Source organism: Kineococcus rugosus, from assembly GCF_050871975.1.
Lineage (GTDB): Bacteria > Actinomycetota > Actinomycetes > Actinomycetales > Kineococcaceae > Kineococcus.
Window position 1 is genome coordinate 1 of record NZ_JBJLSJ010000063.1, and the last position, 13,329, is coordinate 13,329.

Annotated in this window: 11 protein-coding genes; 5 read left to right on the forward strand and 6 right to left on the reverse strand. The window is 73.6% G+C overall.

Going from position 1 to position 13,329, the window contains the following annotated elements; genetic code table 11:
• Nucleotides 1-87: 87 nt before the first annotated feature.
• The 5 genes from ACRYM6_RS22405 to ACRYM6_RS22425 form a co-directional block, all read right to left on the reverse strand.
• Nucleotides 88-447, reverse strand: a complete 360-nt coding sequence (locus ACRYM6_RS22405; RefSeq protein WP_432545101.1) for an FAD-dependent oxidoreductase — start codon at nucleotides 445-447, stop codon at nucleotides 88-90.
• A 16-nt stretch (nucleotides 448-463) separates the two neighbouring features.
• Nucleotides 464-1,783 carry an MFS transporter gene (locus tag ACRYM6_RS22410; RefSeq protein ID WP_432545102.1) on the reverse strand — a complete coding sequence of 440 codons (1,320 nt, stop codon included), beginning with the start codon at nucleotides 1,781-1,783 and terminating at the stop codon, nucleotides 464-466.
• Between the two features lie 119 nt (nucleotides 1,784-1,902).
• Complete coding sequence (locus tag ACRYM6_RS22415; protein ID WP_432545103.1) at nucleotides 1,903-3,051, reverse strand: PucR family transcriptional regulator; 1,149 nt, start codon at nucleotides 3,049-3,051, stop codon at nucleotides 1,903-1,905.
• 41 nt (nucleotides 3,052-3,092) lie between these two features.
• Nucleotides 3,093-4,028 carry a DUF808 domain-containing protein gene (locus ACRYM6_RS22420; RefSeq protein WP_432545104.1) on the reverse strand — a complete coding sequence of 312 codons (936 nt, stop codon included), beginning with the start codon at nucleotides 4,026-4,028 and terminating at the stop codon, nucleotides 3,093-3,095.
• Between the two features lie 88 nt (nucleotides 4,029-4,116).
• A complete protein-coding gene (locus ACRYM6_RS22425) occupies nucleotides 4,117-5,547 on the reverse strand; it encodes an AAA-type ATPase lid domain-containing protein (RefSeq protein ID WP_432545110.1) in 1,431 nt (476 codons plus the stop codon).
• Nucleotides 5,548-5,754: 207 nt separating this feature from the next.
• On the opposite strand from ACRYM6_RS22425, the gene ACRYM6_RS22430 reads away from it, so the two are divergent.
• The 4 genes from ACRYM6_RS22430 to ACRYM6_RS22445 all read left to right on the forward strand — a co-directional run bounded on the left by ACRYM6_RS22430 (nucleotide 5,755) and on the right by ACRYM6_RS22445 (nucleotide 10,930).
• On the forward strand, nucleotides 5,755-6,780 hold the full coding sequence (locus tag ACRYM6_RS22430) for an amidohydrolase family protein (RefSeq protein WP_432545105.1): 1,026 nt from the start codon (nucleotides 5,755-5,757) through the stop codon (nucleotides 6,778-6,780).
• The gene (locus ACRYM6_RS22435) at nucleotides 6,780-7,574 is read left to right on the forward strand and encodes an iron-sulfur cluster assembly protein (RefSeq protein WP_432545106.1); all 795 of its coding nucleotides are present in this window, start codon (nucleotides 6,780-6,782) and stop codon (nucleotides 7,572-7,574) included. Before ACRYM6_RS22430 ends, ACRYM6_RS22435 begins: the two co-directional genes overlap by 1 nt.
• Nucleotides 7,575-7,579: 5 nt before the next feature.
• Nucleotides 7,580-8,605, forward strand: coding sequence for an NAD(P)-dependent alcohol dehydrogenase (locus tag ACRYM6_RS22440; protein ID WP_432545111.1), 1,026 nt, complete (start codon nucleotides 7,580-7,582; stop codon nucleotides 8,603-8,605).
• Nucleotides 8,606-8,764: 159 nt separating this feature from the next.
• Entirely contained in the window at nucleotides 8,765-10,930 is a 2,166-nt protein-coding gene (locus ACRYM6_RS22445) for a glutamine synthetase III family protein (protein ID WP_432545107.1), read from the forward strand.
• A 45-nt stretch (nucleotides 10,931-10,975) separates the two neighbouring features.
• On the opposite strand, the gene ACRYM6_RS22450 is transcribed toward ACRYM6_RS22445, so the two are convergent.
• Nucleotides 10,976-11,932, reverse strand: a complete 957-nt coding sequence (locus ACRYM6_RS22450) for an ADP-ribosylglycohydrolase family protein (protein WP_432545108.1) — start codon at nucleotides 11,930-11,932, stop codon at nucleotides 10,976-10,978.
• Nucleotides 11,933-12,188: 256 nt separating this feature from the next.
• Here ACRYM6_RS22450 and ACRYM6_RS22455 point away from each other — a divergent pair, with 256 nt between their 5' ends.
• Nucleotides 12,189-13,238, forward strand: a complete 1,050-nt coding sequence (locus tag ACRYM6_RS22455; protein ID WP_432545109.1) for an LLM class flavin-dependent oxidoreductase — start codon at nucleotides 12,189-12,191, stop codon at nucleotides 13,236-13,238.
• Nucleotides 13,239-13,329 lie beyond the last annotated feature (91 nt).

Genomic DNA, 13,329 nt, shown 5'->3' on the forward strand with positions numbered 1-13,329 from the left:
CGCCGAGCGGACGAGGACGCCGAGGACGAGGTCGTCGACCCACGCGAAGCGGGGGAACGACTGCCGCACCTCGTCGGCGTTGAGCGACTACCCCGCCACCCCCGCGGCCGCGCCCCCGGCCAGGGTCCCGGCCACGGGTGCGCTCGTGGGCGCCCCCGTGTTCAGGCAGCCGGTCTGCCGCACGAGGACCTCCCCGGTGCGCTCACCGAGCTCGGTCCACAGCGCCAGGGAGCGCAGGGCCAGGGGGGCCAGCGCCGGGTGCTCGTAGCAGGCGACGCGGAACAACCGGGTCGCGCCGTGCGAGGAGCCGAGGGCGTGGCCGACGCCGAAGCGCTCGACGCCGGTCACGCGGACGCCGCGGGCGGCCAGGCGCCACAGGGCGGCGGACCCGAAGGCGCCCAGACCCACGACGACGACGTCGGTCCGGTGGACGGGGGTGGTGGTCACGGGTTCCTCCGGGAGGTCAGGACAGGGCGGAACGGCGGGTCTCCGGCGCCCACGCGAGGGAGGCGAGGAGACCGACGAGCGGGAAGACGGCGGCGAGCAGCAGCGTGCCGTGCGCGCCGAGGGCGTCGAGCGAGACCGGCAGCAGGTAGGTCGCCAGCGCCGCGCCGACCCGGCTGAAGGCGGCCGCGAACCCGACGCCCGTGGTGCGCAGGCGCGTCTCGAACATCTCGCTGGGGTAGACGAACTGGATGTTGGAGGCACCGGAGATGACGAGCGTGAACAGGCCGAAGGCGGCGACGACGAGGACGCCGGGGGCGTCGGGGAACAGGCCGATGACGAGGAGCCCGACGACCATGACGGCGAAGCTGGAGACGACGAACGCCCTGCGGGACAGCAGGTGCAGGGCCCAGACGCCCAGGCCCGCCCCGGCGAGCTGGAGCAGGTTCATGAGCAGGTCGCCGGTGAAGCCCTCCTGCACGTCGAGGAGGGCGAGGATCGGACCGACGAAGGTGAAGATGGCGAAGAACGGGGCCACCTGGCAGAACCAGAACAGGCCCGCGTACAGCGTCTGCCGCCAGCGGCCGGCCGTGAAGAGCTCGGCGAGGCCGACGCGGCCGGCCTCGGCGGTGGTGACGGCCGGGATGGCGTAGTCGCCGATGCGGTCGCGGACGATCCGCTCGGCCTCGGCCGTGCGGCCCCGGGCGTGCAGCCAGCGGGGCGACTCGGGCAGCCCGGTCCGCAGCACGAGGACGACGAACGCCGGGACGGCGCTGCTGGCGAGCAGCCACCGCCAGGCGTCCGGGGCCACGGCGGACCCGATGAGGAACGCGGCGACGAACCCGACGATCCACATGGCCTGGATCGACCCGAGGAGGGGCCCGCGCGGGCGGCGCGGGACGAACTCGGCGAGCAGCGCGGCCCCGACGGCGTACTCGACGCCGATGGCGAGCCCGAGCAGGATCCGGACGGCCACGAGCTGCCAGGCGCTGTCCACGACGAGCTGGGCCAGCGAGAGGACGACGAAGGCGAGCAGGTTCCAGAGGAACACGCGGCGACGGCCGAAGCGGTCGGCGACGCCCCCGAAGAACAGCCCGCCGACGAAGACGCCGATGAGGGCGCTGGCGGCCAGCAGGCCGGAGCCGAGGGTGCTCAGGCCGAGCTGGGCGGAGGCGGGTTCGACGGCGTGGCCGATGACGCCGAGGACGTACCCGTCGAGGGCGGCGCCGCCGAGGACGCAGACGGTGGCGAGCAGGTGGATCCGGCCGAAGGGGGCGTCGTCCAGGGTGGGGCGCGGGGAGCGGGTCGTCGTCGACGCGGGCTCTGGCTGCGCTGTCACGGGCACCTCGCGGGGGGTCGGCGTCCACCCGGCGGTCGGGTGGTGCCCACCAGTCTCGGGACGGGCGGTCCCCGGTTCATCCGCCGGGGCGAGGACGTTCCGCCCCCCGGGTGCTCGTCTCAGAGGAACGGCGCGAGCCCGGACACCCGCACGTCACGCGCGAGCAACGCGAGCTGCACGGCGGCCCGGTCGCGTCCGTCGGTGAGGTCGAGGCCGGTGCGGGCCTCGACCTGCTCGAGGCGGTAGCGCAGGGTCGTGCGGTGCACGACGAGCTCGGCCGCCGTGGCGGTGGTGTCGCCCGCGTGGCGCAGGTAGGCGGCGACGGTCGCGCCCGCGGTGCCCGCGCGGTCGGCGGCCAGGAGTTCCTCGAACCGGGCCAGGGCCGGGGTCAGCACGGGCGTCGTGGCGGCCCGCAGGAAGGCGGTCAGGGGCCCGAGGTCGCCCCAGCGGGTCACGCCGCCGCGGTGCAGGTGGTGACCGGCGAAGGCCGCGAGCGCCGCCTGCACGAACAGCTCGCGCAGGTCCTCGACCTCGCCGACGTCGCTGAGGCCCACCGCGCCGCCGGTGGCGTCGGGCGGCAGGTCCGCGGGTGCGCCGGAGCGGCGGACCGCGGCCACGAGGACGGCGAACTCCTCCACCGCGACGATCCGGTGGTCCACGACGTGGTCGGTCCGGGACGCGCGGTGGGCGAGGTCGTGCAGCGTGGTCGGCGCACCGGCGGTGGGGTGCGCGACGGCGACCGCGTACCGGCGGCCGGCGTCGGCGAAGCGCCCGGCCCGCAGGAGGTCGAGGACGTGGGTGGGGTCGACCCCGCGCACGAGCTGGACGAGCAGGGCGTCCACGAGCGGTTCGTCGAGCACGCCCGTGTGCCCGCGCTGGGCGAGGATGCGCCCCAGGCGCGTGCAGGCGTCGCGCACCCGGTCCTCCTCGACGGGCCGGCCGTCGTCCACGAGCCACAGGGCCCCGAGGTGCAGGCCGTTGCAGCGCACCGGGTAGCACAGCCGCGGCCGCAGCCCGAGCGCCTCGTTCCCGGGGACCTGGACGGGCCCGTCGGCGGTGGCGAGGTCGAAGCGGCGGAACCACTCGACGGCCTCGGGGCTGGCGCCGCGGGCGAGGACGACGCTCACCCGGTACGGGTCCTCGTCGCCGAAGTGCCGGCTGCCGGCGATGAGGTCGAGGTCGGGGTCGTCGAGCATCACGGAACGTCCCAGCGTCTCGGCCAGGTGGTCGACGATGCGGTGGACGTCGTCGAGCAGCGCTCTCCTCACCCCGCCATGGTGCACGCGGGGCGGGGGCGGCGGTGCGACCCTCAGTGCCCCGCGGGCGCGGCGCGGCGGCGGTGCACGGTGAGCGACACGACGACCACGATGACGGCACCGACGACGAGCCCGATCACCGCGCTGAACAGCGTGTTGACGAGCCACCCGAGGACCGCGCCCACCGCACCGGCGGCGTCGTGGACCGCTTCCTCGAGGTGGTGCACGAACTCGTACAGCGGGTGGAACCCGAGCTCGTCGGTGCCGACGAGCAGGATGTGCCCGCCGACCCAGAGCATCGCGGCGGTGCCGACGACCGTGAGGAACGTCAGGAGCTTCGGCATGGCGTTGACCAGCCCGCGGCCGAAGCGGGCCACGCCCGCCGAGGGGCGCCCGGCGAGCTTCAGCCCGACGTCGTCCATCTTCACGATGAGGCCGACGGCGCCGTAGACGAGGACGGTGATGGCGATCCCGACGGCGACGAGGATCGCCAGCCGGGACCAGAACGGCTGGTCGGCGACCTCGTTGAGCGAGATCACCATGATCTCGGCGGACAGGATGAGGTCGGTGCGGATCGCGCCGGAGACGACGGTCTTCTCGTCCTTCGGGCCGTCGTCGGCGGCGTGCCCGTGGCCGCTGACCTTGGCCCACACCTTCTCGGCGCCCTCGAAGGCGAGGTAGGCGCCGCCGAGCATGAGCAGCGGGGTGAGGAGGAAGTCGGCGAACTGGCTGAGGAGCAGGATCACCGGGAGGATGATCAGCAGCTTGTTGCGCAGCGACCCGATCGCGATGCGCTTGATGATCGGCAGTTCCCGGTCGGGCGTCAGTCCCCGCACGTACTGCGGGGTGACGGCGGCGTCGTCGACGACGACCCCCGCCGCCTTGGCGCCGGCGCGGGCGGCCGCGGCCCCGATGTCGTCCATCGAGGAGGCGGCCGCGCGGGCGATGAGCGCCACGTCGTCCAGCAGGGCCACGAGTCCACCGGCCACGGCGGGTCCTCCAGATCAGTCGGGTCAGCAGTCTTCCCAGTGCGCTCCCAGGTTGGCACGGGTCCCCTCCCGCGACGACCGCACGCGCTCAGCGCGGGATGCGCAGGTCGTACTGCGCGACCTTCCGGTAGATCGTGGCCCGGCTCACCCCGAGCTCCGCGGCGGCCTGCTTCACCGTCGCGCCCGGCGCCGTCAGCACCCGCACGATCTCGTCGCGCTCCAGGGCCTCCAGGCGCGTGAGCCGGTGCGTGGCCGCGCTGAACACCTCCGACGGCAGGTGCCGCACGTCGATCCGGTCCGCCTGCAGGGCGGCGCGGCGCACGACCCGGTGCAGCTGGTCGACGTTGCCCGGCCAGGGGCACGACTCCAGCGCGCGCCCGGCGGCGGCGGTGATGTCGAGGTCGCGCCCGCGCGTCTGCCGGACGACGTGCTGCGCCAGGGGCAGCACGTCGCCGGGGCGGTCGCGCAGCGGGGGGACGGCCACCACGGTGTCGACGAGCGCGCCGAGCCCGGCGGGCACCTCGGCCAGGTCCCCCGCGGTCAGGACGACGGGCAGGCCGGGGCGGGCCGCGCGGGCGGCGGCGAGGAGGCAGCGCAGCTCCTCGGCCGCCCGCGCGGGCAGCGCGTCGACCTCGCACACCACGACGGCGGTGTCGGCCTTGCCCAGCTCCGGGGACCACAGCGCGAGCCAGGCGTCGAGGTCCTGCGGGGCGGGCGGGCTGGCCGACAGGATCCGGTCGCGGGGGCGGACGCGCCGGACGGCCTGCGCGAGCAGCGTCGAGCGGCCCGAGCCGCCCTCCCCCACGGCCAGGACGACCCGCCCGCCGCGGACGGCGTCCTCGCTGCGCCGCGACGCGTCCCGCCACGCCGCCGACAACTCCTGGACCGTCCCGCTGCCGGGTTCCAGCGACCCGGGCTGGACGTGGAAGACCTCCCCGCGCGGCGCCGGTCGCGGGGACCGGCCGCGCGAGCGGGCCAGCATGAGCGCCGAGGTGGCGCCCGCGGCGGACTGGGCCAGCGCCAGCAGGAGGTTGCCGGGCTGCTCGGCCCACGTCGTGATGTTGACGCTGCCCTCCAGCCGGCCGCTGACGGGGTCCAGGACGGGGACGGCGGCGCAGGTGTACCCGGCCAGGCTCGTCGAGTAGTGCTCGTGGGCGCGCACCACCGACGGCAGCCGGTCGGCCAGCGCCAGGCCGAGGCCGCTGGTGCCGGCCTCCCGCTCGGAGAACGCGAACCCGGGGGCGAGGTGGACGCCGTCGAGGCTGCGCAGCAGGGAGGTGTCCCCGGAGAGCCGGTTCAGCACCAGCCCGTCGGCGTCGGTGAGCATGAGGCTGACGGGCTCGTCGACGAGGGTGCGGTGCAGGTCGGTCAGGACCTCGCGACCGCACTCGAAGAACAGCGACCCCTGCTCCCGGGTGCCGGAGAACACCGGCTCGACGGCCTCGGTGCGCACGCCGTACTCGGTGCTGCGGCGCCAGGACGCGGCGAGCCGGCCCCCGGCGCGGGCGCCGACCGGCACACCGCCGCGCAGCGGGTGCGGTTCGGCCGGCCCCGAAGCTCCTTCGCTCACGGCCACTCCCTTCGTGGTGGGACCACCGTACGGTCCCCGCGGGCCCGGGCCCAGGGCCTGCCGTCTCAAAGTGAGACACGCGGGCGGTCCCGCGCGACCCGCGACTGCCTACGGTCGTCGCAACGCACCGCCCCGTCACCGGAGATGGAGAGCAGCATGTACACCAAGGACGGCGAGAAGTACTTCATCGTCGACGCCCACATCGCCCTGTGGGACGCCCGCGTGGAGAACCAGCGGAACGTCCACGGCAAGCAGTTCATCGACTGCTTCTACGACTACCACCGCAACCTCAGCCCCGCCTCGGAGCTGTGGTCGTACGAGGAGTACCTGTACCAGGGCGGCGAGCGCCTCCTGCGGGACGTGTTCGAGCTCGGGTACGCCGACCACGCGATCTTCCAGCCGGCCCGCCTGGGCGAGTTCTACCGCAAGGGTTTCGGGCAGACCGAGGAGGCGCTGGCGCTGACCCGGGCGAACCCGGGCAAGCTGACGTACAACCACTACTTCGACCCCCGCGACGGCGAGCGCGGCCTCGACCGGCTGCGGCGGGACGCCGAGGAGATGGGCCTGAAGGGCGTCAAGCTGTACACCGCCGACTGGCACGGCGACTCCCGCGGCTACAAGCTGTCCGACCCGTGGACGTACCGGTACCTCGAGGTCGCCCGCGAGGTGGGGATCAAGAACATCCACGTCCACAAGGGCCCCACGATCCGCCCGCTGGACCGCGACGCCTTCGACGTCGCCGACGTCGACCACGTCGCCACCGACTTCACCGACCTGAACTTCGTCGTGGAGCACTGCGGCCTGCCGCGCCTGGAGGACTTCTGCTGGATCGCCACCCAGGAACCCAACGTGTACGCCGGCCTGGCCGTCGCCATCCCGTTCATGCACACCCGGCCGCGGTACTTCGCCCAGATCATCGGTGAACTGCTGTACTGGCTGGACGAGAACCGGATCTTCTTCTCCAGCGACTACGCGCTGTGGACCCCGAAGTGGCTGATCGAGACGTTCGTGGACTTCCAGATCCCCGAGGACATGAGCGAGTACGCGCCGCTGACGACCGACCAGAAGAAGAAGATCCTCGGCCTCAACGCCGCCGCGGTGTACGACATCCCGGTCCCCGAGGAGCTGCAGGTCGCGAACCCCCCGCAGTTCGCCGAGCCGCAGGCCGTGGCGGTGGCGTGATGACCGCCACCTCCCTGGACCGCCGCGAGGAGTGCCTCGACGCGCTGTCGGTGGTGCTGGACCCCGAGCTCGACGAACCCGTCACCGACCTCGGTTTCGTCCGCTCCCTCGACGTCGACGGGTCCACCGTCACCGTGCACCTGCGGCTGCCCACGTCGTTCTGCTCGCCGAACTTCGCGTACCTCATGGCGTCGGACACCAAGGACGCCCTGACGGCGCTGCCGTGGACCGGCCGCGTCGTCGTCGAGCTCGACGACCACCACGACTCCGACCTCATCAACGCCGGCCTCGCGGCCGACGCCGGCTACCGGGGCACGTTCCGGCACGAGGCCGAGCAGGACCTCGACGAACTGCGCCTGACGTTCCGCCGCAAGGCCCACACCGCGGCGGTGGAACGCGCGCTGACGACGCTGCTGCGCGCCGACCCCGACCTGCGGGAGTCGCAGGTCGGGGAGATCACGCTCGCCGACCTGCGCGACGAGCGGACGACGGCCGCGCTGCTGCGCCGCCGCGTCGCGCTGGGCATCCCGAACGACCCCGGCGCGACCGTCCTCGTCGACGACCACGGGAACCCCTACCCGCACGACGAGGTCCCGCTGCGGCTGCGCCGGGCGCGGTCCACCCGCATCTCCATCGACGGGAACGCGCACTTCTGCCGCGGCCTGCTGGCCACCCGCTACCCGGGGTCGGAGTCCGACCAGACGTTCCGCCCCGAGGGCGCCGAGGTGAACGACCTCCGCGGCGGCCACCCGCTGCTGCCCCTCACCGCCACCCCCAGGGAGTTGCCCGCATGAGCACCATGAGGTCCGTCCGCGTCGTGGGCTACCACCGCGACCTGGAGCTCCAGGAGGTCCCGGTCCCGCAGGTCACCGGGCCGTTCGACGTCGTCGTGGAGGTCGGCGGCGCCGGGGTGTGCCGCACCGACCTGCACATCCTCGAGGGGCAGTGGGCCGAGAAGTCCGGCGTCGTGCTGCCGTACACGATCGGGCACGAGAACGCCGGCTGGGTGAGCGCCGTCGGGTCGGCCGTCACGAACGTCGCCGAGGGCGACAAGGTCATCCTGCACCCCAACGTCACGTGCGGGCTGTGCCGCGCCTGCCGCTCCGGCGACGACGTGCACTGCGTGGACAAGGCGTTCCCCGGCATCGACAGCGACGGCGGGTACGCCGAGTACCTGAAGACGTCCGCGCGCAGCGTCGTGCGGATCGACGACTCCCTGGAACCGGCCGACGTCGCCGCGCTCGCCGACGCCGGCCTCACGGCGTACCACGCCTGCGCGAAGGCGGCCCGCCGCCTGCGGCCGGTGGACCGGGTGGTCGTCATCGGCGCCGGGGGCCTCGGTCACATCGGCATCCAGGTGCTCGCCGCGATGACCGCGGCCGAGGTCGTCGTGGTGGACCGCAACCCCGACGCCGTGGAGCTCGCCCTGTCCGTGGGGGCGCACCACGCCGTCGTGGCCGACGGCACCCAGGTCGAGCAGGTCCTGGAGCTCACCGGGGGTCACGGCGCGGAGGTCGTCGTCGACTTCGTCGGGGAGGGCGGCTCCACCGCCCAGGGCGTGAAGATGCTGCGCCAGGCCGGCGACTACCACGTCGTGGGCTACGGCGAGAACATCGACGTCCCCACCATCGACATCATCTCCGCCGAGATCAACTTCATCGGCAACCTCGTCGGCTCCTACAACGACCTCACCGAGCTGATGGCCCTGGCCGCCCGGGGCCTGGTGAGGCTGCACACCGTGAAGTACGGTCTCGACGACTTCCAGAGCGCCGTCGACGACCTCGACGGCGGACGGGTGCGGGGCCGGGCCATCCTCGTCCCGTGACCCCCGGCCCGACCGGGTGACGCGCGCCCGCCCGCCCCGCGCGGGCGGGCGTTCGAAACACGGACGAAACAACCGCGTAACACCCGGCGTCATCACCGGTCCTACCGTCGGCCCGACCTGCGGCTGCGAGCCGCGCCGACGACACGTCCGGAGACAGCCATGAGCGGCAGCGCAGCGCGTCTGAAAGCCATCGACGCGGTCATCGCCTTCGAGGCCCCGCACCCGACCTTCACCCCCGCCGAGGCGCCCGGTGAGGTCTACGGGAAGAACGTCTTCAGCAAGGCCGTCATGCAGAAGCGGCTGCCGAAGGCCGTCTTCAGGTCGGTCATGGCGACCATCGAGAAGCAGGTGCCCCTCGACCCGGCCGTCGCCGACGCCGTCGCCGCGGTCATGAAGGACTGGGCGCTGGAGATGGGCGCCACGCACTACGCGCACGTCTTCTACCCCCTCACCCACTCCAGCGCCGAGAAGCACGACAGCTTCTTCGAGCCCGACGAGGACGGCGGCTCCATCGCCGAGTTCGCCGGCAAGACCCTCGTCCAGGGCGAACCGGACGCCTCCAGCTTCCCCAACGGCGGCCTGCGCTCCACCTTCGAGGCCCGCGGTTACACCGGCTGGGACGTCACGAGCCCCGCCTACGTCCTGGAGAACCCGAACGGGAACACCCTGTGCATCCCGACGGTCTTCGTCTCGATGACCGGCGAGGCCCTGGACCACAAGACGCCGCTGCTGCGCTCGCAGCAGGCCATGGCCGCGCAGGCCGCCCGCGTCCTGAAGCTGTTCGGCCACGACGACCCGGGCACGATCGTGTCGTACGCCGGTCCCGAGCAGGAGTACTTCCTCGTCGACCGCCACTTCTTCCTGTCCCGCCCGGACCTGCTGAACGCCGGCCGCACCCTCTTCGGCGCGAAGCCGCCCAAGGGCCAGGAGTTCGACGACCACTACTTCGGGGCCATCCCGGACCGGGTGCTGGCGTTCATGCTGCACGCCGAGCGGGAGCTGTTTAAGGTCGGCATCCCGGCCAAGACCCGCCACAACGAGGTCGCGCCGGGGCAGTTCGAGATCGCGCCCATGTTCGAGCGCTCCAACCTCGCCGCCGACCACCAGCAGCTGCTCATGGTCACCATGAAGCGCGTCGCCCGCGAGCACGGCATGGAGCTGCTGTTCCACGAGAAGCCCTTCGCGGGCGTCAACGGCTCGGGCAAGCACGTCAACTTCTCGTTCGGCTCCTCGACCGTGGGGAACCTGCTGCTGCCCGGCGACACCCCGCACGACAACGCGCAGTTCCTGGTGTTCTGCGCGGCGATCATCCGCGCGGTCCACAAGTACGGCGGGCTGCTGCGGGCCTCGGTCGCCTCGGCCACGAACGACCACCGGCTCGGCGCGAACGAGGCGCCGCCGGCGATCATCTCGGTGTTCCTCGGCGACCAGCTGACCGACGTGTTCGACCAGATCGCCAAGGGCGGTGCGACCTCCTCCAAGGAGAAGGGCACCATGCAGATCGGCGTGGACACCCTCCCGGTGCTGCCGACCGACCCGGGCGACCGCAACCGCACCAGCCCGTTCGCCTTCACCGGCAACCGCTTCGAGTTCCGCGCACCGGGGTCGATGCAGTCCATCGCGTCGCCGGTCTACACCATCAACACCATCGTCACCGAGGCGCTCGACTTCATCGCGACCGCCCTGGAGACGCGGCTGGCCGCGGGCGAGGACTTCCACCACGCCGTCCAGAAGGTCCTCGAGCAGATCATCACCGACCACGGCGCGGCCGTGTTCAACGGTGACGGCTACTCCGAGGAGTGGCAGAGCGAGGCCGCGGCCCGCGGGCTGAAGAACCTGCGCACGACGGTCGACGCGCTGCCCGAGCTCGTGTCGCCGGAGGCGGTCGAGCTGTTCAGCCGGTACGGCGTGTTCACCGAGCGGGAGCTGCACTCCCGCTACGAGATCGCCGTCGAGCAGTACGAGCTGAGCATCGCCGTGGAGGCGAAGCTGAGCGTCGAGATCGCCACGACGAGCATCCTGCCCGCCGCCGTGCGCTACCAGACGCAGCTCGCGCAGAACGTGGCCGCGCTCAAGGCCGCCGGCGTCGAGGCGGACACCTCGCTGCTGGAGGCGGTCTCCGCGCCGATCGCCGCGCTGCGGCAGGCGATCGTCGCGCTGAAGGCGGCGACGTTCGAGCCGTCCGGGCACGGCCCGGCCTACGCCCGCGACGTCCTGCTGCCGGCCATGACCGCCGTCCGGGCCGCCGCCGACGAGCTCGAGACGCTCGTCGCCGACGACCTGTGGCCGCTGGCGACCTACCAGGAGATGCTCTTCATCCGCTGACCGGAGCGTCGCCGGGGCCGGTGGACCGGCCGGCCCCGGTGACGGTCAGCCGATCCCGTAGCGGGCCCGCCACAGCGGGTCGGCGGCAGCCCCCCAGCTCCCGTCGGGGTTGAGGCGGTTCTCCCGGGCGAGGTCGCGGGCCAGCCGGTCGACCACGTACGCGAGGTCGACGCGGGTGAGGACCTGCTGCGGCAGCGCGGTCTCCCCGTGGGCGGCGCCGACGAGGGCTCCGGTGAGGGCGCTGACGCCGCGGGCGTCCGGCGCGGTGACGGCCAGGGCCAGCGCCGCGGCCGTGCCCTGCCGGGTCGGGTGGCTCAACGCGCAGTACGTCGCCCCCCACAGCACCGCCGCGGCCGTGCCGTGGGGCGCTCCGGCGCGCAGGACCAGCGGGGACGCCGGGGTCGCGCGGGCGGCGCGGACGGCGTCGTCGACCACGGCGACGGCCGCGAAGTCGACGCCGGACAGGATCGCGTCGGTGATCGCGGCGGCCACCGCCTGCACGGGGTCCCCGCAACGCAGGGACGCGCCGGCCAGCAGCACCGCCAACGCCGTGGGCGCGAAGGTGCGGGGCCCGTGGGTCAGCGCGGCGGAGTCCACCGCGGCCCCCAGCGCCGCGACGGGGTCGCGGTCGAGCTGGACGGCCAGGGGCAGCGCCCGGACGACGGCGTGCCAGCCGTCGGCGGTCGTGACGGGATCGGCCGGCGTCCCCGCACCACCGGCCAGGCCGCGGACGGTGTCGCGGGCCTCCTCGGCGGTGTGGGTGAAGAGCTGCACCTCGTCGAGCCAGGCGGTGGGGTCGGTGGAGGTCCGTCCGGCGCTGCGGACCCGTGCCCACCGGCGGTAGGCCTCGTGCAGGTCCGCCCGCGCGTCCCCGGCTCCGGTCACCGTGCGACGCAGGGAGGTGCGGATGCTCGCGGCGGCGGTGAAGCAGGCCAGCTCGGTGGCCACCCCGTGCGGCAGAGCACCGCTGCGGCGGGGAGCGGACCCCAGCACCTCGCCCACCGAGAGCCCTTGCATCAAGCCCCGCACGCGCGAGCCGCGCGTCGGGCCCGGTGCCGTCGAGGGAGCGCCTGGCTCCACCTGCCGTCCTTCATCCACGATCAGGGTGTCGACCGCCTCGGGGCCGGGATCGAGCAACCGGGGCCAGGTTCCACCCGGTTGGCGTCTTCGCGACCTCCGGTCCCGCCGAGCACGGCGAGCCAGGTGCTCACAGCTTCAACATCCTGTATAGTTGAAGAAGCAAACACCAGGGGGCGTCATGCGCACGGCGGGTCGTCGACTCGAGCTCGGGTTCCTCACCTTCGTCGCCGAAGGAGGCTCCGGCGACGCCGGCGGCGCGCTGCGCGACGGGCTGACGCTCGTCCAGCACGCCGAGGACCTGGGGTACGACTCGGCGTGGGTGCGGGTCCGCCACCACGAGCCGTACCTGTCGTCCCCGATGACCTTCTTCGCCGCGGCTTCCCAGGTCACCCACCGGATCGCTCTCGGCACCGGCGTCATCCCCATGCGCTACGAGGACCCGCTGCGGCTCGCGGAGGACGCCGGGACGGTCGACCTCCTCAGCGGTGGGCGCCTCGAGCTGGGCGTGAGCAACGGCATCCCCTCCCAGGCCCCGACGCTGGACGCCCTCCACGGTGCCTCGGACCGCGGCTTCGCCGGAGAGGCCCAGCACCGCATCGACGTCCTGCGCCGCGCCCTGGCCGGGAAACCCGTCGGCCGCGCCACCGCCCCGTACATGGACATCCCGGCGGGCGGGGACCTGCGGGTCACCCCGCACTCCCCCGGCCTCGCGGACCGGCTCTGGTACGGCGCGGGCAGCGAGAGCACGGCCGTCCGCACCGGGACGGGAGGGTTCGACCTGCAGGTCTCGACCCTGAACACCGAGGAGACCGGTGAATCCTTCGACGTCGTGCAGGCCCGGCAGATCCGCAGCTACCGCAAGGCCTTCGCCGACGCCGGTCACGCTGGACGCCGCGAACCCCGCGTCTCCGCGGGCCGCATCGTCCTGCCCTTCCTGGACGGGCGGGACGCCGAGGACCACCGGCAGTTCCTCGAGGGGTACGCGTCGGGGATGACGGCCGAGGGCCGCCCCACGTCCCCAGGACCCTTCCCGATGCGCTACAGCACCGCGCTCAGCGGCGACCCCGACGGCATCGTCGAGCACCTGCGGCGCGACGAGGTGATCGGTGAGACCGACGGACTGGTCGTGGTGCTGCCGGCAGAGGCTTCCCTCGACGTGCACCGACGGGTGCTGAGCGCTGTCGCGGAGCACGTGGCCCCGCACGTGGGCTGGTACCCGAACGCCTGACGCGAGCGGCCTCGTAGGCCGGGCTACGGCCTGGCCCCGCGGAAAGGGTCTACAAATGCGTGGAGGGGTGGGGGCCCCCCCCCGGGGGCGC